Below are 23,848 nucleotides of genomic sequence, written 5' to 3' on the forward strand. Positions count from 1 at the left end.
TCCCTGCTTCAGGCGGCGAGGTTGAGCGGCAGGTCGATCGATACCCGGAATGAATTCGTGGACGCTTCGTAATGGAGCGATCCGTCATGCGCTTCGATGATCGCCTTGGCGATGGGCATTTCGAGCCCCAGCCCATGCGTGCCGCGGCTCAGGCCCAGTTCGCCCTGCAGGAACGGCTCGAGCGCCGCCGTGCTGACGGTAATCTCCTTGCCGACATGGTCCCGGTTGCCGATATCGATGCGCGCGCGGCCGTTGCCGTGGCTGACCGTGATCTCGATCGGCTTGTCCGGGCGCGATTTCTTGCGGCCGTGCAGGATCGTGTTGAGCAGTGCCTGGCGCAGCCAGGCCTCGTCGGCGCGGATCATCACATCCTGCGGCGGCAGGCTCGTCGTCACCTCATGGCGCTGGCTTTCGGCGGGATCCTGGTTCAACTGCCGCTTGATGGTGGTGACGCTGTCGGCCACCAGCAGCCTCAGGTCGAACTCGGCCGGCGACAGCGCCTGCTTCCCAGCGGAGATTTTCGACATGTCGATGGTCTGGTTGACCAGCGTCAGCAGATTTCTGCCGGCATTGAGGACTTCGTCGGTCCAGGCGATCAGCTCCTGGTCATGGTTCTTGTCGGCCCGGGCCTTCATCAACTCCGAAAAGCCGATGACGGCATTGAGCGGAGTGCGCAGTTCATGCGTGACGACGGCCAGGAACGTGTCCTTGACGCGGCCGGCCTGATCGACGCGGATGCGCGCTTCGCGCTCGCGCTCGCGCGAACTCTCGACCCGCTTGATGTTGCGCAGCAGGAGGAGAATGAGGGCTATTCCGGACAGGATGGCGACCGACATGATGCCCGCGGCTTTCATCTGCGCGGCGGCCAATTCGTCCTTCTGCCGGTCGGGATTGCTGTGCAGCATCACATCCTGGACCCAGGAGCGGATCGGTGAATCCAGCTGCGCCAGTTTATTGAGTGCCGCCTTCAGCGCGTCCTTGTCCTTGGTCGCCATTGCCAGCTTGAGCGGAGAATCGAGTGCCGTCACCGCATCGAGATCGGCGACCAGCTTGGCGTAGCTCTTGTCTTCGGCAAGCTCGGTCGGGTCGGTTTCCTGCTTGAGGACCCGGATGCGGTTCTGGAAAACGGAAAGGCGCGTCGCCAGGAAAGTCGCGGGCACGGATTGCGTGGCGCCCGCATAGCCGCTGAAAGCATGCTTGAACTGCAGATACTCGATTTCGAGCTGCGCTGCCGCCCAGGCGACATTCTTCATGCTGCGGTGGGCGTCGAAGGCACTTGCCAGCAGAATCTGCACGCTGAGGCCCAGCGCCAGCAGGAACGTGCCGACGACGATGACGACCAGCCAGTACCTGCGCGCAGTGCTCATCGCTGCGTTGCCATGCCCCGAATATCAGCGCCCAAAATGAGCAGCGGCATCCGACGGCACGTCCCCCATCGTGATAGCACCGCCCAATCCCCTTAACGGAATATTAACCGTACTCCCGAGTCGCGTCAAAGCGTGTTCCAGTCCATTGAACTGAAAGGGAAAAATGCGGATAATTTGCCTTAATTCGGGCGCGCGGCCCGAGATATTCTAAGAATGAAGTCCTTCAAGCATGATCGATCAGAGGCCGAGTTCGCTTAAGGATGGGTGATCGTCCGGGCGGCGGCCAAGCGGCCAATGATACTTCCGCTCGGTTTCCCGGATCGGCGAATCGTTGATGCTGGCAAGGCGCCGGCGCATCAGGCCGTGTTCGTCGAACTCCCAATTCTCATTGCCATAGGAGCGATACCATTGCCCGCTATCGTCGTGCCATTCATAGGCGAAACGCACCGCAATGCGGTTGTCGCGGAAAGCCCACAATTCCTTGATCAGCCGGTAATCCAGCTCGCGCTGCCATTTACGCGTCAGAAAGGCCTCGATCGCCGCGCGCCCGTCGATGAATTCGGCGCGATTACGCCAGCGGCTATCTATCGTATAGGCAAGGGCCACGCGCGCGGGGTCGCGGCTGTTCCAGGCATCTTCCGCCAGGCGCGCCTTTTGCGCGGCGGTATCTTCCGTGAAGGGGGGAAGGGGTGGACGATCCATCGCGGCTCTCCTTTCTGTCTTGCATCGCATGATAGGGGCGAAGATCCGCCTTGGCGACTCCTGCGCGGGGGTTGATCGACGCGGCATTCCCGCGTCAAATGCGCGGCCAGTCGAACCGGGGGGGCAGTAGATGACGAAGAACCGCGCGATCAGATTCGCACTTAACGGCCAGCAGCATGAAGGTCTCTCCACCTGGCCGGCCATTCCGGCCGATGAGATCGACTCTGGCAGCCCCGTGCAGCGCGGCCTCGAATATTTCAACGACCCACGGATCGGCCTCAGCACCGGCGTGTGGGATTGCACCGCCTTTACCGGCAAGATGGGCCCCTATCCGGTCAACGAATTCATGATCGTGCTGGAAGGTGGGGTGACGATGATGGGGCAGGATGGCGGCGTCACCCATGTCGCGGCTGGCGAAAGCTTCATCATCCCCAAGGGCACGGTCTGCCAATGGCGGCAGGACGGCTATTTGAAGAAATATTACGTCATCTTCGACGATGCGTCCGGTGCCGATCCGGCCCGGGCCAGCGCACAGCGGGTGCTGAAGATCGACACCCTGGCGCCGCGCGAGCCGACGCCATCGCCCGCCGCTGAACTCCTCATCGGTTCCAGTCCCCGGCAGAGCGGCCGCAACTGGTTCGAGGATGCCAGCAAGCAATGGACTGTCGGTGTCTGGGACTCGACCCCCTACCGGCGCAAGGCGATCCCCTTTCCGCGCCACGAGCTGATGCACCTCCTGGAAGGGTCAGTGACACTCTCCGACCCGGACGGCTGGAGCGAAACCTACCATGCCGGCGAGACCTTCTTCGTGCCCATGGGCGCCAATGTCGAATGGCTGAGCACGGAGTACGTCAAGAAATACTACTGCATCATGATCCCGAAAGGGTAATCGGTTGATGACAACATGCCCTTCTCCCTCGCGGGGGAGAGGGGGACCCTGGATCGAGGCCCTCCTGCCTGGACCTCATGCCACCTCCGCGAAGGCCGTCTCCAGCACCTGCAGGAGGAAATCGGCATCGCGGGCGGTGAAGACCATGGCGGGCCGCATCTTGATGACATTGTCGTGCGGCCCGTCGGTGCCGAGCAGCACGCCCAGCTGCCGGCATTTCTCGACGATGCGCCCGGCATAGGCGGTGGCGGGCACCTTGCTCTTGCGATCCTCCACCAGCTCGATGCCCAGCATCAGCCCGCGCCCGCGCACATCGCCGATCCGCTCATGCTTTTCCATCAGCCTGCCCATGCGGGAGAGGAGATCGCTGCCGAGCGAGAGCGCATTCTCGCGCAGGCGGTCGCGTTGCAGGATTTCCAGCACCTTGAGGCCGACGGCGCAGGACACCGGATTGCCGCCGAACGTGTTGAAATATTCCATGCCGTTATAGAAGCTGTCGGCGATTTCGCGCGTGGTGACCAGGGCCGCCATCGGGTGGCCGTTCCCGATCGGCTTGCCCAGGGTGATGATGTCGGGCACGGCACCTTCGCCTTCGAACGCCCACATATGGTCGCCCACCCGGCCGAAGCCGATCTGCACTTCGTCGGCGATGACCACGGCGCCGGCGGCGCGTGCCGCCGCATAGGCCGCCGGCAGATAGCCCTCCGGCAGCACGATCTGGCCGGCGGAACTGGGCAGCGATTCCGCGATGAAGGCGGCGGCCTTGTGGCCGCCGGCCGCGATCTGCTCGACGGCGGCGGTAACCGAGGCCGCATAGCGCCGTCCGATCTCCGCGCGCGGCCAATCCGCCGGCGCCCGGTAGGCGTCCGGCAGCGCGGCCTCGCCCGTCGTCGCCGGCCGGCCCTTGCCACCCTTGCGCTTGTATTTGTAGGGACTCACCTCGATGAGCGAGGTGGCGTGACCGTGATAGGCCCAATCGAGCGCCACCACGCCCTGCGCCTGCGTGTGATTGCGCGCCATGCGCAGCGCCAGATCGTTGGCCTCGCTGCCGCTGCACACGAAGGCGGCGACAGCGAGGCTCTTCGGCAGGGTCGCCGTCAGCTTCTCGGCATAGGCGATGATATTGTCGTGGAGATAGCGGGTGTTGGTGTTGAGAATCGCGGCCTGGCGCGCCAGCACCTCCACGATCTCCGGATTGGCATGACCCAGATGCGCCACATTGTTGTAGCAATCGAGATAGGACCGGCCGCGATCGTCGATGAGATGCACGCCATCCCCGCGCACGATCTTCATCGGCGTCTGGTAGGAGATGGAAAGATTGCGGATGAGCTTGTCCTTGCGCACTTTCAGCAGATCGTCGGACGGCCTGCCGCTTTGCGCGAAGGTCTCCGGCGGCACCCCGGCAAAGGTGGCGGGGTCCGGAAACAGCTCGGCCCAGACCGCGCGATAAGCGGGCTCGCCGGCGCCGATCACGTCGGCGGCGCGTGCCGGACGATAGGCGATAAGCTGCAGGTGCAAATGCGGCTGCCAACCGCCATTCTCGGTATTCGGCCCCATCTGCCCGACAATGTCGCCGGCCCGCAATTCCTCGCCAAGCTTGCGCGTCCTTGCCGTCTCGGCGCTGAGATGCCCCCACAGGCTGAAAAAGGCGATCTCCGGCGCCGGCTTGTGTTCCAGTAGGATGGCGTGGCCGTAATCGAGCGGCAGGTCCGAGACATAGATGTCGACGACACGTCCCGGCAAAGGTGTCCGCACATTGGCGCCGGCATCGAGGAAGAGGTCGAGCCCCAGATGAGCCGAGCGGCGCTGGCCGCTGGCCAGGGTCGAGGCGAAGGCCTCGGCCGTATAGACCGGCCGGTCCTCGCCCCAGGGGCCGATACCGAGATCGATCCCGCCCTTGGCGGCGATTTCGTGCCACAGTTTCTCTGCCTCGTCAGGCTTGCGCGCGGCCGAGGTGATGGCAATCGGGTGCGTCTTGTCGCCGAATGGCACCAAGCCCTTGCGCTCCCGGGCCGGCGCCCGGTCCAGCACGGCAGCGAGGCTAAGGCGATTGTCTTCGATCCATCTGATGGCGGCGCGCGCGCCCGGCACGGCCTCGAAGCCGCAGGCCTGGCGCAGCAGGCCGGTGGCGATGACCGGGTCCATGGCGCGCAGGCGTTTCAGCAGGTTCCAGGCCGGCGCCTCGCTGATGCTCAGGTAAGCATTGTCCTTGGCGCGGTCCCGGCGCGAAGCCGACATGGTGACGCTGATGACGAGGCGCAGCGCGATGAGGTCGAACAGCAGGTCGATTTCCTCAGGGAGCAGCGGATTGGCCTTGTGGAAGGCGGCGGCAATGATACCCGCATCGTCGATCGGTGCGCCGCGGTCCATGATCGCGTAGGCCGCGGCCACCGCCAGTTCGTTGATCAGCGGCGAATGGATCGCATCGCCAAAATCGATGATGCCGGCAATGCTTTCGCCCGCTGCGCTATCGACCAGCACGTTGTAATCGTTGGCATCGCCATGGATCACCTGGGCGCGACAGCGCTTGAGGCGCGGACCGACCATTGTGTCGAACCGGTCCAGGAAATATTCCAGTATGTCGCGCTGCCAGGCTTCGTCGATATAGGCCAGGCGCGCCCGCGACCTTCCGGCCTGGGCCACGTCCCAATCGAAGGCGCGCGCCGCGGCGGCATGGCCGAAACCCTGCAGCGCCCGCGTCAGCCGGCCCAGCTTGTCACCGAAATCGGCCAGCAGGGCCGGCGATTTATTGCCCTTGGCGAAGGGCTTGCCCGGTAGCCAGCTCACCACGCGGACGAAATAGCTCTTGCCGTCGTCGCCGGTGCAGCGGCCCAGAATTTCACCGTTCAAGGTGGGCTTCACATGCGGCAGCGGCAAGGCGGGGTCGATCTCGGCCACATGTCGCAGCAGGCCGGCCTGGAAATCCAGCGCCGGCAGATCCTCCGCCACATTGGCGATCTTCACGACCCAGCTTTGCCCATTTCCCTCGGTCAGGCGGAAATTCTGGTCGCGCTCGCTGTCGAGCGGTGCCAGCGTGCCGGCAAGGCCGTAGAGGGTGTCGACGATGGTTTCGACTTTCGCCACGGCAAAGGCCGGCGGCAGGGAGGTAAGGACGGACATGACGTTCTTTCGATGCGGCGGGATGGATCAGTAATATCTGGCATAGAGTGCGCATTGCGCAGCCGGGTCGAGATCGGCGGTGCGCGCCATTTCGGCTGTCTTCAGGGCATGGTAGCCCTGGCGCAAGGGTGCCGGCAGCCAACCGGCGACCACTTTGTCGTTTTCGAGCTCCCGCAGCGCCGTGGGCAGCGAATCCGGCAGGCGGCGGATGTCGAGCTTGGCAAGTTCATCGGCCGTAAGGTCAGCCGGATCGCCTTCGACCAGCGGCGGCGCTTTCATCTTGGCGCGCAGGCCCTCGAGCCCCGCGCGGATGAGGGCGCCCAGCACCATATAGGGGCTGGCGGTCGCGTCGCTGGCGCGGAATTCCAGATGCACCTGCCTGGAAATGTCGTTGCCGGGCGTATCGTCGACCGGGCAGATGCGCACGCCGGCCTCGCGGTTGCGATAGCCGAAGCAGTTGAACCCGGCGCTCCAGCGGTGCGGCGTCAGGCGCAGGTAGGAAATGACACTGGGGGCGGTGAGGGCACATAGCGCCGGCATATGCTTCAGCACGCCGGCGACGAAGCTTGCGGCCAGCGCACCGATGCCGCCGGGCTGCGCCGGATCGTGCGTCACGGGCTTCCCCTCGACCGTTTCCAGGCTGAAATGAACATGGACGCCGCTGCCGACCGATGTGGGATCGATGATCGGCGCGAAGCAGGCCTGCTGCCGGAACTGGCGCGCGACGTCGCGTGTCACCTCGCGCAAGGCCACCGCGCGGTCGGCCGCAATGAGCCCGCGCGCCGGCTTCATGGTCACTTCGAACTGCTTGGGCCCGTATTCGCGCAGGATCATCTCCGGATAGACGCTGGCCTTGGAAAGGGCGGCGATGAGCGTGCCGAGGAAACCCTGCGCGCTGCGGAAATCCTGCAAGGTGAAGGCGGCATCCCCGATCGGATTGTCACCCAGCAGGAAGAATTCGTGCTCGAACGAGGCCTTGACGGTCAGGCCGAACTCGCGGGCCAGATCCGCCAGCGCCTTCTTGGCAAAACCCCGCCCGCAGCCGCCCCAGGGCGTGCCGTCGGTCTCGACGATATCGCACAGAAAGGCGTGGAGGTCGGGCGCGCCATCGACGCCGCTCAGGTGAAAGCCCGCCGCTTCCGGATCCGGCTGCAGCCGCAGATCGCCCAGCGGCCCGAACGGATTGGCACCGATGAGCCCGAAGGGGGTGAGGGCGAGATTGGCCGGAACCCAGCCCACGCCCGCAAGCATCCGGTCCTTGAGATCCGCTGACGGAAATGCCCGGCCCCGGCTGATTCCGGTCAGGTCATTGGTCAGGAAGATGGCGAGGTCGGCAGTCTGGCTCATCGGGGGAATCTCGCGGGTGGTTCGCAAAGGCCGGCCGATAGTCAAGGAAAGGCGGCGCGGCAGCAAGGTGGAATGTTCGGCCTTGCCGCCATCGCTATCCCCTTGCTATTGCTGGGCCGATCATGCCGATGGAAGAATCCCTGCTGACCGAGGACGAACCGCCTGCCGTCGAGATCGTCAATGGCGACGGCGGCGCGCCGTTCCTGTTCGTCTGCGATCACGCCAGCCGCCGCATCCCGCAAGCGCTCGGTACTCTCGGCCTGCCTCAATCCTTGCTCGAAACGCATATCGGCTGGGATATCGGTGCCGCCGCACTGGCGCGGAATCTGGCGGCTGCGTTCAAGGCGCCCTTGTTCCTGACCGGCTATTCGCGCCTGGTGATCGATTGCAACCGCCCTTTGACCGGCGATGGATCGATTCCCTCGATCAGTGCCGGGGTCGAGATCGAAGCCAACCGCGATCTGTCGCCGGCGGAGCGCCGGCAGCGACAGGAGACGTTCTTCCATCCCTATCACCGGGCGATAGCCGCGCATCTCGACCGGCATCCGGTGCAGGCCCTCTTTGCCATACACAGCTTCACAGCTGACTATCCGGGCCAAATGCGGCCCTGGCATGTCGATTTCGCCTATCACCGCGACCGGCGGCTGGCGGGCCTGCTCCTCGATACGTTCGACGAGCCTGGCATCGTCGTCGGCGACAACCTGCCTTACGCGGTGGATGACGAAAGCGACTATTCGATTCCCGTCCACGGCGAACAGCGCGGCCTGCCGCATGTGCTGCTGGAGATCCGCCAGGACACGCTGATGGACCCTGCCGGAATAGCCCTTTGGGGGGACCGCCTGCGGTCCCTTTTTGACCGCCTCCGGCCCGCCATCGCGCGGCTTGGCCAGAAATAGAAGGATCAACGATGACCGACCGTCCAGAAATCCTCGGCCCCGCCTACCGCCAACGCCCCATCGTGCCCGGCAGGACAGCGCTCATCAGCGTCGACATGCAGAATGCCGATTGCGCGGCGGTGAAACGCCATGCCGATACACCGGAAAGCGGGAAATACCGGTACTTTTATGACCGGCTCGACAATCTGGCGATTCCCAACCAGCAGCGCCTGCATGCCGCCTCGCGAAAGCTCGGCATCGAGAACATCTACATCGTCATCGAAAGCCTGACCAAGGACGGGCGCGATCGCGGCATCGATCACAAGGCCTCCTTCATCAACAATCCGCGCGGCAGTTGGGAGGCGCAGGTGATCGACGAGGTGAAGCCGGCCCAGGATGATATCATCGTGCGCAAGACCGCCTCGGGACCGTGGGGCACCACCAACCTCGACTATATCCTGCGCAATATGGGCTTCGAATATCTGATCGTCTTTGGCATCCTGAGCGACCAATGCGTCGAGAACACGGTCCGGGGCGGGGGCGATCTCGGCTACATGGTGACCCTGGTGCCGGATGCCTGCGCCACCTACACGCCGGAACGGCAGACCTTCTCGGAAGCGGCCATCAAGGGCTATTGCCGCCAGCGTTCGACCGACGAATTGCTGGCGGAATTAGCAACGCTTTAGCTACTCCGCAGTTCGCGCAGCAATTCCTTCATCGCGGCGACGCGGCTACGGTGCGCGGGGTCGCGGCGCATGGCGACGGCGGTCGAGAGCACGTCGATGACGGTGAGCGCCGCGATGCGCGAGATGGTCGGTGTGTAGACGTCGGTATTGTCCAGCGTCTCGATGAGGATGCTGACATCGCAATGCGCCATCAGCGGTGCCGTGTTGCCGACCAGGCCGATGACCGTGGCCCCATTCCCCCGTGCGATATCGGCGATCTCGAAGAGCGAGCGCGTGCTGCCGGTATTGGAAATGACCACCGCGACATCCTGCGGGCCCAGGAGGCTCGCCGTCATGATCTGCTGATGCGCATCCATCTGGGCGCCGCACGGCACGCCGAAGAGGGGAAATTTCTGCGCCGCATCCTGTGCCACGATGCCGGAGGCGCCGAAGCCGAAGAATTCGATCCGCTTGGCGTCCGCCAGCAGATCGGCCGCGCGGGCCAATGTCGCCTTGTCGATGCGCTTGCGCGCCCAGTCGAGGCTGGTGATGGTGTAGTCGAAGATCTTGTCGAACACCTCCTGCGGCCCATCGCTCTCCAGCAGCACGGAATGAGTGGCCGGCGTGCCCAGGGCCAGGGATTGGGCGAGGCGCAGCTTGAAATCCTGGAACCCGCCGCAGCCGATGGCGGCACAGAAGCGGATCACGGTGGGCTGGCTGACATCGGCCAGCATGGCGGTCTCGGCCACGGTGGCGGTCAGGTAGCGGCGCGGATCGGCAAGGATCGCGTCCGCCACCTTGCGGTCGGATTTGCGCAGGGCCTCCCGCGTCACCCGCACCACTTCCAGAATGTTCTGATGCGCGGCATCCGCCATGATTTATCCCCAGCGATAGACGGTGTTGAGATCGGCGCGGAAGAGGTGCGGCCGGTCCGACACGGAAACGGCGCGGTCTATAACGGCGGGATCGGCCGTGTTGAAGGAGAACATGCCGAAATGATGGGCGATCAGCGCTTTGGCGCCGACATCGCGGGCAATGGCGATGGCCTCGCCCAAAGCGAGGTTGCCGGGAACGCCATTGGCGAGCAATTCGGCGGAGCGGCCATTGACCGGCAGCAAGGCGATATCGGGCTTGAGTGCCGCGACCTCCGTCGCCATGCCGTCGAAGGGCACGGTGTCGCCGGAATGCCAGATGCGCGCGCCGCCGATTTCGATCACATAGCCGAGGAAGCGGTAATGGCCTTGCGCGTCCCGCTCCAATGTCTCGTGCGCGGCGCGGGTGGCGGTGACGCACACACCCGGCAAGGCTTCGATCCTTTCGCCGGCATCGATGAGGCGCAGGCGCTTTGCCTCAAGGCCGGAGCGCTTCAGCGCTTCTTCCCTTGCCGCGACCGGCGCCACCAGGTCGACCCGGGGCCGCGCCGCCAGAAGCGGCCGCAGGGTGGCGGGGTCCATATGGTCGGTATGCTGATGGGTGCTCAGCACCAGATCGACATGGACCAGTTCACCGGTCGTCACGGGCGCAGCCATCATGCGCCGATGCGGATAGAGCCGGCCGCGATATTTCTCGGCCAATGAATCGGACAGATACGGATCGATCACCAGCCGATAGCCGCCGGCATCGATCACGAAACCGGCCTGGCCGAGCCAATAGAGCGCCAGGCCGTCCGCCGGCGGCTTGGCCAGCTGCGCCGCCAACCCGTCCGCGAAGGGAATGGCTTCGAGATCAGCCGGCATGGGCCCTGGCCGCGGGTGCGAGGGCTGCCAGCAGATGGTCGATGGCCACTGACGTAGCGCGCTCGACGCTTTCGTCGGTGAAGCCGCCGATATGGCTGGTGGCGATGACGCGCGGATGGCGGACAAGGGTCAGATCCCTGGGCGGCTCCTGATCGAAGACATCGGTCGCGTAGCACTCGATCCGGCCGCTTTCAAGACCGGCCAGCAAGGCCGCCTCGTCAACCAGGGCCGAGCGGGCGGTGTTGACGACGATGGCGCCGGGCCGCAGGGCCACGGTGGCGGCCGCATCGAGGATCGGCCGGCCGTTCTTCTGCAGCGGACAATGGAAAGTGACGATGTCGGCGTCGCTGAGTGCCGCCGGCAAATCCGCCCAGCGGAACCTGTCGCCGGCAATGCGCAGGTCCGGTCGCAGCGGGTCATAGGCCAGCACGTCGGCGCCAAGCGCGTGCAGCATGCGCACGACATCGCCGCCGATGGCGCCGCAGCCGATTACGGCCACCTTGCGTGCGCGCAATTCGTGCCCGCGCCGCCTTGGCCAGGCGCCCTGCTTGATGCCGGCATCGGCCGCCGGAATATGGCGCAGCGCGCTGAAGATGAGAGCCATCGCCAGCTCGGCAACACCGGCCGCATTGGCACCGCCGGCCGTCGCCACGGCGATGCCGCGCTGGCGCAAGGCTTTCATGGGCAGATTGTCGATGCCCGTTCCATTGCGGCTGACGATCCGCAAATCCAGCGCCGCCTCGATCACCCTGGCGGTGACCGGTTCGATCCCGGCCAGCCAGCCGACGCAACCCGGCAGCAGCGAGATAAGCTCTGCTTCACTGGGGAGCGTGTCCGGCGTCGAGGTCACGACTTCGAAACCGGCCACACGCAGCCGGTCGATCTGCGGATGCGGAGCGGATGTAAGCGAACGGGGGGTGACGAGGATACGGGCGGGCATGGTGTCAGCCTTTCGCGGCCGCGGCGATGTGCGAGAGCGCGTCGAAGCCGGGACCGCCGGTCGGAATGCCGATATGGAAAACCTCGGCGATGACCTGGGTCCAGCCGTGGATGAAATAGGTCCAGCCGTTTTCGATCTGCAGATGCCGTTCCTCCTGCTGGCGGCGCGCCTGGTCGAGGAAGATCAGATCGCCCCGGTAATTGAGATCCCAGGCAATCGCCCGTTCGGGAAAACGCGCGGCATCGGTCAAAGGCGAGCCCGGCCGATCTTTGCCCAGGCCCGTGGCATTGATGACCAGCGCATGCGGCTTCAACCGGCCAAGGATCGCATCGTTGCCGGCGGCATCGGCCACCCGCACGTAATCGACCGGCAGGTCGATGGCGAAGGCTTGATGGATGCGGCGGATTTCATCGAGCCGCGCCTGATCGCGGTCGGCCACGACGATCCGGCTCGGCCGGTTGGCACCACGGTCCCGCTGCGCCAGATGCCAGGTGTGCGCGATGGTGGAGCCGCCGGCCCCGATGGAAAAAAGCTCCGCCCCCCAGCGAGCGAAATGATCGGCGGGCAGGAAACTGTCGATGGTGAGGCCCGAGGAGATCGGATCCTTGGCGTGGCAGGCGAGTTTTGCACCCTGCTTGGAAATGCAGGACGTTTCGTGCATCAGCCTGGCATAGGGGTCGACCTCCTCGAACAGATCCTGCGCGGCGGCATAGAGATCGATCTTGTGCGTCGTCACCAGCGCACCCAGCGAGAGCGGGTCGGCCTTGATGAAGGAAACCGCCGCGCGATAGGCCGCCGGATCGGCATGGAGCGGGAAGTCGATGCCTTTGATAACGGCATCCACCAGCCCCAGATGCCGCGCCCAGGCCGGAAAGACCTGCATGATCGAGCTCTTGGCGGTGGTGACGCCGATGAAATAGAGCGTCGGCTGCGTCGCCGGCCGGTAGATCATGGCTGCATCACCGCCGCTACCGCCTCGGTCGAACGCGGGCGGTAATCCTTGTTCCCGACCAGCTGCCAGCCCTTGGGCCCGCCCTGCATCACGCGGTGGCGCATGCCGCCCGCGCGTTCGATGATGCCGTAATCCTGTCCAGAATCGGCCGGATAGGAGAAAATCATGACGAAGTCGGCCGTGCCGGTATTGACCGAGCGGTGAATCCAGAAAGGCGGCACATAGCAGATGGTCTGGGCGCGCATTTCGATCACACGCATTTCGCCCTCGGGCGATTCCATCAGCATGAGGCCCTGGCCCGCCTGCCCGTAGTAAATCTCCGGCCGGTCGGCCACGGCGTGGATATGCCCGCGCGTCATGTAGTACTCCTCGCCGATGCAGCCGGCCGACATGCGCGTGATGCCGAAGATGAGATCGCCGCTCCTGGCCGAGGGACGGAAGTCGGCGACGTCATAGACGATGGTGTTGCCGCCTGCCTGAACGGCCGCCGCAAAGGCCCCTTCGTCCCCATAGAGCCCGGCCAGATCGGCCAGACGCTTCCGATAGGTTCCGGTTGCTCCTGACATGGTCCCGGCGGCGACATCCACCTGACAGGCAGTCGGTTCGAATAAGGCCATTTGCATCTCCATTTCAGTAGTAACACTACATAAATAGAGAAAACTGTTCAAGATGAAGCCAGGAAATGCCTATCACGCTGCCGAAGTTACATGGAAAATTGCCGGTTGACCGTTCCGTGACTGTAGTTATGCTACTGAAAATAACGAATTGTCAGGGACTGGCCCTTGCCGCAGGACCTCTATCTCGCGATCGATATCGGCACGGGCAGCGCGCGGGCCGCCTTGGTCGATTTCTCCGGCCGTATCCTGGCCATCGCTGCCAAGGAATATGACCAGATCGTGCCGCAATATGGCTGGTCGGAGCAGCGCCCGCTGGACTGGTGGGCGGGTGTCGTCGATTCCATCCGCCAATTGCTGGCGCGCGAGGCAGGTGCCGCCCGGCGCATCGCCGCCATCTGCGCCTGCGGGCAGATGCACGGCACGGTGCTTCTCGACGGCGACGGGCAGCTCACGCGCGCGACGGTGCCGCTGTGGAACGACAAGCGCACCGCGGCCCAGGTGAAAGCCTTCGAGGCGGCGCACAAGCCCGCCGACTATCTCAGCCAATCCGCCAACCCGCCGACACCTGCCTGGCCGGGCTTCAAGCTGCAATGGCTGCGCGACCAGGACCGGCCCGCTTACGAGGCGGCGCAGGCCGTGGTGATGCCGAAGGATTACGTCAATTTCCGCCTCACGGGCGAGATCGCCATGGACCGGACCGAGGCTGCCTGCAGCTTCCTGATGAACCCGGCCGATGGCACCTGGTCGCCGCATATGTGCGACCTCCTCGACCTCGACATCGGGAAGCTGGTCGCCATCCGGAGGCCCACGGACATTCTGGGTCCGGTCGGCAGGGCGGCGGCGCTGGAGACGGGCCTGCCCGCCGGAATTCCCGTGCTGGTGGGTGGCGGCGATTTCCCGGTGGCCCTGTTGGGGTCGGGTGTGTCCCGGGCTGGACTCTGCTCGGATGTGACGGGCACCTCGGCGATCATCACCGTGGTCGCGGATGCGCCGCTGCTCGACCCGGAAATTTCCAATATCGGCACGGTCGAAGGCGGCTGGGGCGGTTTCGTACTGCTGGAATCGGGGGGCGATTCCATGCGCTGGGCCCGCCGCGCCTTCCATGAGAAGGCGCTGTCCTATGAGGAGATCGTGGCAAGGGCCGCAACCGCCCCAGCGGGGGCCGACCGCCTCTTTTTCCTGCCCTATCTGACTGGCGAGCGGTTCGGCAAACACCGCAATTCGCGGGCCCAGTTCTTCGGCATCACCGCCGAGCATGGCACGGCGCATCTCCACCGCGCGGTCATGGAGGGGGTGGCCCTTGCCGTCGCGCGCCAGCTGCAGATCATGGAGCAGGCGGCCGGGCGCAAGCTCGAACGCGTGATCGCCTCGGGCGGCGGGGCCAAAACCCCGCTCTGGCTGAAGATCAAGGCCAGCGCCTACAACATCCCCATACTCGTGCCGGAAGAAGCCGAATGCGGCGTGGTCGGTTGCGCCGCCATCGCCGCCACCGCGACGGGCCGCTTTAGAGATACCGAGGGCGCCGCCGCCGCCTTCGTCCATTATGCCGGCGAAGTCCTGCCGGATCCGGCATGGGCCGAGACCTACCGGCGCATGCAGCCCGTCTTCAACCGCCTCTACCAGCATGCGCAGGCGCTCTACGACGATCTCGACCGGCTGGCCGACTGACACCGCGGGCCCGGAATGTGGCGGGCGTCACGAAAGCCGCGATCCGCCCTTCACACAAATTTTACCCCCTCTTTATAAATTGCGACCAATTTCTATCTCGAAATTTAAGCTCGCCTGCACCAAGTTGCGGTCGTTCGCATTTTCCGCGGACTTGATTCTCGAGGGGTCACTGACGTGAAATTGCAGGAGACCAACCCGCCCGTCGCCAATGACGTCGCGGTCGAACCCGCCGCTCCCGTCGTTCAGCTTGCGGCTTTTCGGCACCGCCGCGCCAAGGCGGCGCGCCAGGTCGCCCGCCAGATCGAGGCGTTGCGGGGCGGCCCCGCCGCCTGCACCGTCTCGGTCGCGTGCCGGAACTATATGGTGGGGCGCGAGGATTGGTGCCGTGGCATCCGTTCGCTCTTCAGGACCTTCGACTGCCCGGCGCGTGTCACCCATGGCGCGAATGGCAGCCTGTGCCTCCACGATCTGCCCACGGGCGATCTGGTGCTGTCGGCGGGCGAGGTCGCGGCGGTGCTGGCCGACGGCCTGCATATCCGCATGGCCGATTTCGAGGCGGATATCGAAGCCTCCGAAATCCGCGCCACGCTGCCGGCGCGCTCCAGGCCTCAGTTGAGAATGTCGCGGTAGCGTTCGAGCAGGCGCAGCATCTCGGTCTCGCGCTGCCGGGCGATGGCCTGCCACAGGCATTGCGCCGCCTCGGGATGCGCGTCATGCCAAGTGTGGCTGAGGACCAGGTAATAGGGCTTGGTCGATATCGGCGGGCCCAGTCTCCGCACCTTGCCGGCCAGTCCGTTGCCGGCGAGATAGCTGTCGCCGATCGTCGTGTGCATGGCCACGGCATCGACGCGACCGCCCAGCAGCTTGTTGAAATTGTTCTGCGTGTCCTTGGCGGGTTCCACCGGCAGGCCCAGTTTCTTCAGATCGTCGACCACCGACCAGCCGAGATTGGCGCCGATCGGCCGGGTGATGCCGCGCAGCGACTTGCCGTCCCAGGCGATGTCGCTGTCGGTCCGCACATAGAAGGCGTAAGAGAGGCTGGCGATCTGGAAATCCGGATCTGCCGCGTCGCCCTTCATCGGATAGGTGCCCAGCGCCAGCCGGTCTGGGCTGAAGGAGAGCATGACGATGCCGTCGATCTTGTTGTCGCCGACGTTCGCCAGCAGGCGGCCCCCGGGATAGCGCGACAGGTCAGGCGCCACATCGCAGGTTTTTCCCGCCGCCTCGACCATCTCGATGGCGATGCCCGGCTTTTCCGGAATCTCCCGGCCGTTGCCGGTGAGGAAGAAGGCGGATTCCTTGTCGGAATAGCCGAGGCGCAGGGTGAGCGGGTCGGCACCTGCGCCCTGGGCGACGATGCCCAGGACGAGGGTTGTCAGCATTGTCCGCAGCGCGCGGCAAATCATCCGACCTGACCTCTGCGATGTTCAGCCGGTGCGATGTTCGGCCGGGATCACCTTGCCCGCGCCGGCAAGGGCTGGCAAGGCTCAGGCTGCTTCTGCGCCATCCTGTCGCCAGATGACGGGAAACCAATCCTCGCGCAGCCGCTCGCCATTCCGCTGGCCGATGCCGGGATAAGGCGGCGAGGTGCGGCCCGGGCGCTGGATGAAGACGGCATCGTCGCCCAGGAACCGGCAGGAGAAGGCGCGCCGGCGCTGGCCGCCGGCATTGCCGTTGGCGCCATGCACCGTGCGGTAGTTGAAAAGGATCGCATCGCCCGGCTCCAGAGCCGGCTCCAGGATGCGGAATGCGCCGTCCTCGACATCGGGCAGGTCCATGAACTGCTCCTGGTCGGCGTAGAAATCCTCGCCGCCGGCCCAGCGCTTGGGGCGCAGCAGCTTGGGCCACAGATGCGAACCCAGGACCAGGCGCAGCGTGTTGTCGGCACTGACCGGATCGAGTGGGATCCAGTAGCTGCCCGTCTGCATGCCCTCGACACAGTAATAGGGCATGTCCTGGTGCCACGGCGTCTTCTTGGGCGTGCCGGGTTCCTTGACCAGCACATGGTCGTGGAAGATCTGCGAGGTGCGGCTGGCCATCAGCCGGCCGGCAATCTCGGCCGCCGGCGAATTGCGGACGAAGTCGGTGAATTCGGGAATGCGCGGCCAGTTGCAGTAATCGTCGAAGAAGCGCCCGCCGCCATCGCCCTCGCGCACATTCTCGGCGCCGTAGGGGCCGGGCTCGGCCATGTTGCGCGCGACGCCGGCGCGCAAGGGCTCGACCCAATCGGCGAAGGCGCCGCGCAGCACGATGGCGCCATCGGCGGCATAGGTGGCGATATCGGCGTCCGCGATGTTCATGAATATCCCCGTCCCCGCGAAAACTGCAATGTGTGGCGCCCCTCTTTGCCAGAGGTCGGGGCGACCGCGAAAGAGGCCATCGGAGGCCGATTAATCCCGCGCATCGCAACGTTCCGAAAGCTCATCGCCGCCCGGCTTGCCGCCTCATGCCAGCCTGTATATACAGGTACAGTCAAGAGGTGGCAAGGAGGGCGGGGCGATGGAAGCGATCGAACGCGGGTCGGAAGCGCTCGGCTATCGGCAATTGGTGGCGATTGCGCGGGGCGATGCCGAACTCCGGCTCGGTGCCGGCGCGCTGGCGCGGCTTGCCAATGGCCGGGCCATCGTCGAGCGCATCATCAAGAGCGGCGAACGTGCCTATGGCATCAGCACCGGCCTTGGCGCCCTGAGCGAGATTGTACTTTCCGGCGCGCAGCAGACCGAGCTTTCGCGCAACACGCTGATGAGCCATGCCTGCGGCGTGGGCGCGCCGCTGTCGGTGCCGGCGACGCGCGCCATCATGGTGTCCCTGGTCAACGATCTCTGTCACGGCAAGTCCGGCGTCAGCCTGGGCGTGGTGGCGCAGCTGGTCTCGCTCATCAACCGCCGCATCACGCCGGTCGTGCCGAGCCAGGGTTCGGTCGGCTATATCGTGCACGGTGCCCATATCGGCCTCGCCCTCATCGGCATCGGCGATGTTTCGGTCGATGGCCGGCGGATCCCGGCCGCCGACGCGCTCGAGACCGCCGGCCTCAAGCCGGTCGAACTCGGCGCCAAGGATGGGCTCTGCCTCGTCAACGGCACGCGCTGCCTCACCGGGCTTGCCTGTCTCGCCCTGGCCGAAGCCGAACAGCTGGCCGACTGGGCCGATGTGACCGGCGCCTTGAGCTTCGAAGGACTGAAGGGGCAGCTTGCCGCCTATGACGAAGCCGTCCTCGCCCTCAAACCCCATTCGGGCCTGCTGCATGTGGGCCGGCGCCTGCGCGCCCTGTTGGCGGATAGCGAGATCGTGGCGCAGGCGCAGGGCTACCGCACGCAGGATGCGCTCTCGATCCGCTCGATCCCGCAGATCCACGGAGCGACCCGCGACCAGATCGACCATGTGCGCAGTCAGATCGATACAGAACTGGGTTCCGCCACCGACAATCCGCTGGTGATCGGCACACCGGATGCCTACCGCGTCATCTCCAACGCGCATCCCCATGGGCAGAGCCTGGGAATGGCGATGGATCTCCTCGCCATGGCCGTGGCGGAACTGGGGTCGGTCGCCGAACGGCGCCTCGACCGGCTGATCAACCCGGCGGTCAGCACCCTGCCGGCCTTCCTTGTGCAGGAAGGCGGCGTCAATTCCGGCATGATGATCGCGCAATATGCCGCGGCATCCCTTGCCGCCGAGAACAGGCTGCTGGCCCAGCCGATGGTGACCGACAATCACATTACCTCCGCCCAGCAGGAGGATCATTTAAGCCTCGGTACGCCTTCGGCGCTGAAATGCCTGCAGGTCATCGCCAATACCCGGCATATCCTTGCCATCGAATTCCTGCTGGCGGCGCAGGCGCTGGAGTTCTATCCGGGCCTGAAGGCCGGGCGCGGCACGGGGGCCGCCCATGCCTTGCTCCGCGCCGAAATCCCGCCTTACGTCAAGGACCGCTTCCTTTCGCCCGATATCGCCCTGGTCGCCCGGCGCATGGGCGAAACAGGCTGGGCCGGCGCCATCGCCGCCGCCATGTAAAAAATAGACGCAGGGTTTTGCCAAGCGATGCGTGTAGTCTTGGCATTGCTCGCACTGGGCGACAGCTAGCCAGATCGGGGACCCGGCGCGGTCTTCCAGCAATTCTGTCATGCGATCAATGGGTTGGGCAAAGTCCAACTGGATCACTCATGCCGGAAGACCATGACTATCGCGCAAGATTCCCCAACTCTCCGCAGCGCCGCCGCCCAAGGTGGCGCGATGCGGGCTGAACCGGCCCTGTCGCTCGGCGCCGTTCCTCGGCCGCGCGTGCGCCGGCGGCGGCGCTGGCCCTGGGTGGTCGCGCTGCTGCTGGCGATCGGCGCCTGCCTCGGCACGATCTGGCAGTTCACGCGCAGCGAGGCCTCGACGGCCAGCCAATATCTCCTGGCCGATGTCTCCGTCGGCAATGTCGAGGATACCGTCTCGGCGGTGGGCGAAATCCAGCCGCGCGACTATGTCGATGTCGGCGCCCAGGTCTCCGGCCAGATCATCGGGCTTGGGGTCAAGGTCGGCGACGAGGTCGAAAAAGGAGCGCTCGTCGCCGAGCTGGATGCACGCATCCTCAAATCCCAGGTTGCCGCCAACCAGGCGCAGCTCCTCAACCTGCAGGCACAGCTCGAAGAGCAGCAGGCCGAGATGCAGCTGGCCAAGGAGCAGTATGAACGCGAGTCCGGCCTGATGGCCGAAGACGCCACCAGCCAGGACGCACTCGACACGGCAGCCGCCAATCTGCGTGTCGCCAAGGCGCAGATCGCGGCGGTGAAGGCGCAGATCAAGCAGACTCAATCCGAGCTCGAGGGCGACGAGGCCAATCTCGGCTATACCCGCATCTACGCGCCCATGACGGGCACGGTGGTGAGTCTCGATGCCAGGCTCGGCCAGACGCTCAACGCCAATCAATCGGCGCCGATCCTGATGCGCATCGCCGATCTAAGCACCATGACGGTCGAAGCGCAGGTCTCGGAAGCCGATGTTTCGCGCCTGGCGCTCGGCATGCATGCAAGCTTCACCACGCTGGGCCAGTCGGACCGGCACTGGAGCGGGACCTTGCGCCAGATCTTGCCAACCCCGGAAGAAGTCAACGGCGTCATCCTCTATGATGCACTCTTCGATGTCGCCAATCCGGACCAGCGGCTGATGACGCAAATGAGCGCCCAGGTCACCTTCATGGTGGCCGGGGCGCGGAATGTGACCACCGTGGCCACCACCGCCTTGCGTCCCGTCAGCGACAAGTCGCTGCCGACCGGCACCTATCAGGTGCTCCTGGCAGAGAATGACGGCAGCTTCGCGCCGCGCAATGTCCGCATCGGCGTCAAGAACCGCAATCTTGCCGAAGTGGTCGAGGGCCTGCAGCCGGGCGACCGGGTCGTCATCGGCGAGCGCAGCGCCACCGAAGCGGCGGCGGGCGGCAATCGCGGCGGGTTCCGGGGTTTTCCATGAATCTTGCCCGCGCGGCCGATAGCGGCGCGCTGGCTGCAAACCAGCGCGCACCGCTCATCGAAATTGCCGATGTACGCAAAACCTTCGTCACCGGCGGCGGCTATGCGGTCGAGGTGCTGCATGGCGTGTCGCTGGCGATCCGCCAGGGCGAGTTCGTGGCCATCATGGGTGCCTCCGGCTCCGGCAAATCGACGCTCATGAACATCCTGGGCTGCCTCGACAAGCCCAGCGCCGGCCGGTACATCTTCGCCGGCCGGGACACCGCCGACCTCGACCGCGACGAACTGGCCGAACTGCGCCGCGACGCCTTCGGCTTCGTCTTCCAGAGCTACAATCTGATCGCCACCGCGACCGCGCTGGAGAATGTCGAAATCCCCGGCATTTACGCCGGCATGAGCCTTCACGACCGGCACGCGCGGGCCGAAATGCTGCTGAGCGGATTGGGGCTCGAGGAGCGGCTGGATCATCGCCCCAGCCAGCTGTCCGGCGGCCAGCAGCAGCGCGTTTCGATCGCGCGGGCGCTGATGAACGGCGGGCGCATCATTCTGGCCGACGAACCGACCGGCGCGCTCGACAGCCGCAGCGGCGCCGAAGTGATGGCCCTGCTGCGCCAGCTGGCCGATGCCGGCCATACCGTCATCCTCGTCACCCATGACCGCAGCGTCGCCGCCAATGCCGATCGCCTGATCGAAATCGCCGACGGGCTGATCTCGTCCGACAGCGGCTATCGCCCGCGTTCGCTGCCATCGCTGGCCGATGAGTTTGCCTTGCCGGATGCCGGCCACATCGGCTTCATCGGCGATGCCTTCGAATCGGGAAAGATGGCGCTGCGCGCCTTGCGGCGAAATCTCTTCCGCACGATCCTCACCTTGCTTGGCATCGTCATCGGTGTCGGTTCCGTGGTCGCCATGATGGCGGTGGGCGAGGGGGCGACGCGCGACGTGCTGGCCCGCATCAACGCGATGGGCAGCAACCAGCTGGTTATCCGGCCGGGCATGCCGAACCAGCGCGGCCCATCGGCCAGCGGCATTACCTCGCTGGTTGCCGAAGACGCCGTGGCGATCGAAACGCTGCCGAATGTGCGCGCCGCCGTCCCGGAAAAGAACGGCAGCTTCACGCTGCGCTTCGGCAACAGCGATTACATGACCCAGGTAACCGGGACCACCGACGGCCTGCCCATCATCCGCGACTGGGCCATCGCGCAAGGTTCCTTCTTCACGGATGCGGATACGGAAGGGCTGGCGGCCGTCGTCGTCCTGGGCCAGACGGTGGTGAAGAACCTGTTCCCCATCGGCATCGATCCCGTGGGCAAGGTGATTCTCATCGGCGACATGCCGTTCGAGGTCATCGGCGTGATGGCGGCCAAGGGTGCCGCCGCCTTCGGCCAGGATATGGACGACAATGCCTTCGTGCCGCTCAGCACCGGCAGCCTGCGCCTGTTCGGCGACCGGGATCTGCGCAGTGTCACCGTCTCGGTCACCGACGAATCGCTGATGACGGATGTGCAGGCCAAGATCACGGCGCTGCTCATAGACCGGCACCGGCTGGAGGATTTCCAGATCCGCAACATGGCGGCCATCATCGAAGCGGCCTCGCAGACCGCCGGCACCATGACGATCCTGCTGGGCTCGATCGCTGCCATCTCGCTGGTGGTGGGCGGCATCGGCGTCATGAACATCATGCTGGTCTCGGTGACCGAGCGAACGCGCGAAATCGGCATTCGCATGGCGACGGGTGCCCGGACCCGCAACATCCTGCAGCAATTCCTGGTCGAAGCGGTGATCGTGTCGGCGCTTGGCGGCCTCATCGGCGTCGCAATCGGCATCGTTTCGGCCCTCGTCATCGGCGCCTTCGGCATGAGCATTGATTTCTCGGTCCCCACCATTTTCCTGGCATTCGCCTGCGCCGCCGCGGTCGGCCTCGTCTTCGGGCTGGCCCCGGCGGTGAAGGCCGCGCGCATGAATCCCGTGACCGCCTTGGCCAGCGATTGAGATATTCCATGCGCGACGCACCGATCCTCCTCTTTCTCCTCGCTCTTCTGTCCGGCTGCGACCTGCTGGCCGATCCGACGCAGCCAGATATCAAGACGCCGGTCGCCTGGGTGGCGCCCATGCCGGCCAAGGCGAATATCTGGCCGGCCGCCGATTGGTGGCGCGGCTTTGGCAGCGGCGAACTCGACGGACTCATCCTGGCCGCCAGAAACAATAATCTGGATATCGGCATGGCCGCGGCCCGCGTCGAACAGGCGGAGGCTCAAATGCGCTCGACCAGTTCCAGCCTGTGGCCGCAGCTCAATCTGGGCTTCGATGCCTCGCGCGATGGGCCGCTCGATGCCGATGCCGCGGCCGAGGAGAGCGGTACGGGATCCAGCAGTTCCAGTGGCGGCGGTAGCGGATCGACCTCCATGGACCGCAATTCCTTCGGCTTGTCGCTGTCGGCCTCCTATGAGGTCGACTTCTGGGGGCGAAACCGGTCGGATCGCACGGCGGCACTGGAATCCCTGCGCGCCAGCGTGTTCGACCAGCAGACCGTGGCGCTGACGGCGACGACTTCGGTCGCCAGCACCTATCTGCAGATCCTGTCCGTGCGCGACCGCATCGCCATCGCCGACAGCAACCTGGCCAATGCGCGCGACGTGTTGCAGGTGGTGGAGGCGAAGACCAGGCTCGGCGCCGTTTCGCCGGCCGATCTTGCGCAGCAGACCGGCGAAGTGGCGGCGCGGGAAGCCGCCTTGCCGCCGCTGGAACAGGAGGAACGCGAAAGCACCAATGCCCTGGCGATTCTTCTTGGCCGCAATCCGGAGGATATGACGATCGAGGAACGCTCGCTGGACAGTCTGCAGGCACCGCCCCTCGCCACGGGCCTGCCGTCGGCCCTGCTGCAGCGCCGCCCCGATATCGCCAAGGCCGAGGCCGATCTCGCCGCGGCGGACGCCAATGTCGTGGCGGCCCGGGCGGCGATGCTGCCCAGCGTCAATCTCTCCGGCGCGCTCAGCCTGGAAACCGCGGTGCTCTCCACCCTATTCGGTCCGGCCGGGGCTGCCTACAGCGTGGCCGGCAGCATCATGCAGCCCATCTTCGATGGCGGAAAGCTCGCCGCCGATGCCGACCTCACGGAAGCGCAGCGCAAGGAACTGATCCTCAATTACCGCAGCGTGATCGTCACCGCCTTTTCGGAAGTGGAGAATGCGCTGGGCTCGGTCGCGGCATTGGAGCGGCAAGTGCGGCTGCAGGAGGTTCAAGTGGAAGCGGCCGACAAGGCTTTCCGCATCGTCCGCACACGCTACAAAAGCGGCAGCGACGATCTTGTCACCTTGCTCGATGCGCAGCGCACGCTATTCGATGCCCAGGACGGGCTCGGCCAGCTCCGGCTCCAGCAATTGCAGGCGATCGTCACACTCTATAAATCGCTGGGGGGCGGCTGGGAGCAGCCCGGCACTGCCGAGTGATGCATGTACCATGCATCGGGATATAAAATTAATTGCGACTAATTCTTATTAGCGTTAACGTCCGGCCGTCT

20 protein-coding genes are annotated in these 23,848 nt (G+C 65.3%); 9 read left to right on the forward strand and 11 right to left on the reverse strand.

The genetic code is table 11. The features are described 5' to 3' along the window. Positions 1-8: 8 nt before the first annotated feature. Together ACE3TY_RS00555 and ACE3TY_RS00560 are read right to left on the reverse strand one after the other, a co-directional pair. Positions 9-1,367, reverse strand: coding sequence for a sensor histidine kinase (locus ACE3TY_RS00555; protein WP_374649886.1), 1,359 nt, complete (start codon positions 1,365-1,367; stop codon positions 9-11). Positions 1,368-1,604: 237 nt separating this feature from the next. Beyond that, entirely contained in the window at positions 1,605-2,069 is a 465-nt protein-coding gene (locus ACE3TY_RS00560) for a DUF1348 family protein (RefSeq protein WP_374649888.1), read from the reverse strand. A 130-nt stretch (positions 2,070-2,199) separates the two neighbouring features. Here ACE3TY_RS00560 and ACE3TY_RS00565 point away from each other — a divergent pair, with 130 nt between their 5' ends. Further along, positions 2,200-2,958 carry a cupin domain-containing protein gene (locus tag ACE3TY_RS00565; protein ID WP_374649890.1) on the forward strand — a complete coding sequence of 253 codons (759 nt, stop codon included), beginning with the start codon at positions 2,200-2,202 and terminating at the stop codon, positions 2,956-2,958. A gap of 75 nt (positions 2,959-3,033) precedes the next feature. On the opposite strand, the gene ACE3TY_RS00570 is transcribed toward ACE3TY_RS00565, so the two are convergent. Next, complete coding sequence (locus ACE3TY_RS00570; protein ID WP_374649892.1) at positions 3,034-6,078, reverse strand: aminotransferase class III-fold pyridoxal phosphate-dependent enzyme; 3,045 nt, start codon at positions 6,076-6,078, stop codon at positions 3,034-3,036. 27 nt (positions 6,079-6,105) lie between these two features. After that, the gene (locus ACE3TY_RS00575; RefSeq protein WP_374649894.1) at positions 6,106-7,425 is read right to left on the reverse strand and encodes a glutamine synthetase; all 1,320 of its coding nucleotides are present in this window, start codon (positions 7,423-7,425) and stop codon (positions 6,106-6,108) included. A gap of 122 nt (positions 7,426-7,547) precedes the next feature. Between ACE3TY_RS00575 and ACE3TY_RS00580 the strand changes: the two genes are divergently transcribed. Together ACE3TY_RS00580 and ACE3TY_RS00585 are read left to right on the forward strand one after the other, a co-directional pair. Then, on the forward strand, positions 7,548-8,321 hold the full coding sequence (locus ACE3TY_RS00580; protein WP_374649896.1) for an N-formylglutamate amidohydrolase: 774 nt from the start codon (positions 7,548-7,550) through the stop codon (positions 8,319-8,321). A gap of 11 nt (positions 8,322-8,332) precedes the next feature. Next, positions 8,333-8,986, forward strand: a complete 654-nt coding sequence (locus ACE3TY_RS00585) for a cysteine hydrolase family protein (protein ID WP_374649898.1) — start codon at positions 8,333-8,335, stop codon at positions 8,984-8,986. Here the strand turns inward: ACE3TY_RS00585 and ACE3TY_RS00590 are convergent. The 5 genes from ACE3TY_RS00590 to ACE3TY_RS00610 are packed head-to-tail and all read right to left on the reverse strand — an operon-like array spanning position 8,983 to position 13,210. Continuing rightward, the gene (locus ACE3TY_RS00590) at positions 8,983-9,840 is read right to left on the reverse strand and encodes an SIS domain-containing protein (protein ID WP_374649900.1); all 858 of its coding nucleotides are present in this window, start codon (positions 9,838-9,840) and stop codon (positions 8,983-8,985) included. The two genes, ACE3TY_RS00585 and ACE3TY_RS00590, sit on opposite strands and share 4 nt — an antisense overlap. Positions 9,841-9,843: 3 nt before the next feature. Continuing rightward, the gene (locus ACE3TY_RS00595) at positions 9,844-10,701 is read right to left on the reverse strand and encodes an MBL fold metallo-hydrolase (protein ID WP_374649901.1); all 858 of its coding nucleotides are present in this window, start codon (positions 10,699-10,701) and stop codon (positions 9,844-9,846) included. Beyond that, positions 10,691-11,641 (reverse strand): NAD(P)-dependent oxidoreductase, encoded by a 951-nt coding sequence (locus ACE3TY_RS00600; RefSeq protein WP_374649903.1) that lies wholly within the window; start codon positions 11,639-11,641, stop codon positions 10,691-10,693. Before ACE3TY_RS00600 ends, ACE3TY_RS00595 begins: the two co-directional genes overlap by 11 nt. 4 nt (positions 11,642-11,645) lie before the next feature. Next, entirely contained in the window at positions 11,646-12,593 is a 948-nt protein-coding gene (locus ACE3TY_RS00605) for a shikimate dehydrogenase (RefSeq protein ID WP_374649905.1), read from the reverse strand. Beyond that, positions 12,590-13,210 carry a glucose-6-phosphate isomerase gene (locus tag ACE3TY_RS00610; protein ID WP_374649907.1) on the reverse strand — a complete coding sequence of 207 codons (621 nt, stop codon included), beginning with the start codon at positions 13,208-13,210 and terminating at the stop codon, positions 12,590-12,592. The genes ACE3TY_RS00605 and ACE3TY_RS00610 overlap by 4 nt, the downstream gene beginning before the upstream one ends. 165 nt (positions 13,211-13,375) lie before the next feature. Here ACE3TY_RS00610 and ACE3TY_RS00615 point away from each other — a divergent pair, with 165 nt between their 5' ends. Together ACE3TY_RS00615 and ACE3TY_RS00620 are read left to right on the forward strand one after the other, a co-directional pair. After that, positions 13,376-14,878, forward strand: coding sequence for an FGGY-family carbohydrate kinase (locus tag ACE3TY_RS00615; RefSeq protein ID WP_374649908.1), 1,503 nt, complete (start codon positions 13,376-13,378; stop codon positions 14,876-14,878). A 174-nt stretch (positions 14,879-15,052) separates the two neighbouring features. After that, positions 15,053-15,508, forward strand: coding sequence for a hypothetical protein (locus tag ACE3TY_RS00620; RefSeq protein ID WP_374649910.1), 456 nt, complete (start codon positions 15,053-15,055; stop codon positions 15,506-15,508). Here ACE3TY_RS00620 and ACE3TY_RS00625 read toward each other — a convergent pair. Continuing rightward, positions 15,487-16,260 (reverse strand): substrate-binding periplasmic protein, encoded by a 774-nt coding sequence (locus ACE3TY_RS00625; RefSeq protein WP_374649911.1) that lies wholly within the window; start codon positions 16,258-16,260, stop codon positions 15,487-15,489. The two genes, ACE3TY_RS00620 and ACE3TY_RS00625, sit on opposite strands and share 22 nt — an antisense overlap. Positions 16,261-16,365: 105 nt before the next feature. Next, complete coding sequence (locus ACE3TY_RS00630) at positions 16,366-17,178, reverse strand: phytanoyl-CoA dioxygenase family protein (protein WP_374649913.1); 813 nt, start codon at positions 17,176-17,178, stop codon at positions 16,366-16,368. Between the two features lie 199 nt (positions 17,179-17,377). On the opposite strand from ACE3TY_RS00630, the gene hutH reads away from it, so the two are divergent. From hutH to ACE3TY_RS00650, 4 genes are all read left to right on the forward strand, one after another. Continuing rightward, positions 17,378-18,889, forward strand: coding sequence for a histidine ammonia-lyase (gene hutH, locus ACE3TY_RS00635; RefSeq protein ID WP_374649915.1), 1,512 nt, complete (start codon positions 17,378-17,380; stop codon positions 18,887-18,889). 219 nt (positions 18,890-19,108) lie between these two features. After that, a complete protein-coding gene (locus ACE3TY_RS00640; RefSeq protein ID WP_374649916.1) occupies positions 19,109-20,329 on the forward strand; it encodes an efflux RND transporter periplasmic adaptor subunit in 1,221 nt (406 codons plus the stop codon). Beyond that, on the forward strand, positions 20,326-22,320 hold the full coding sequence (locus ACE3TY_RS00645; protein WP_374649918.1) for a MacB family efflux pump subunit: 1,995 nt from the start codon (positions 20,326-20,328) through the stop codon (positions 22,318-22,320). The genes ACE3TY_RS00640 and ACE3TY_RS00645 overlap by 4 nt, the downstream gene beginning before the upstream one ends. Before the next feature lie 8 nt (positions 22,321-22,328). Beyond that, the gene (locus ACE3TY_RS00650; protein ID WP_374649920.1) at positions 22,329-23,777 is read left to right on the forward strand and encodes an efflux transporter outer membrane subunit; all 1,449 of its coding nucleotides are present in this window, start codon (positions 22,329-22,331) and stop codon (positions 23,775-23,777) included. Positions 23,778-23,848: the final 71 nt, after the last annotated feature.

Origin of the sequence: Dongia sp., assembly GCF_041918875.1 — a bacterium.
Classification (GTDB): Bacteria; Pseudomonadota; Alphaproteobacteria; order Dongiales; family Dongiaceae; genus Dongia.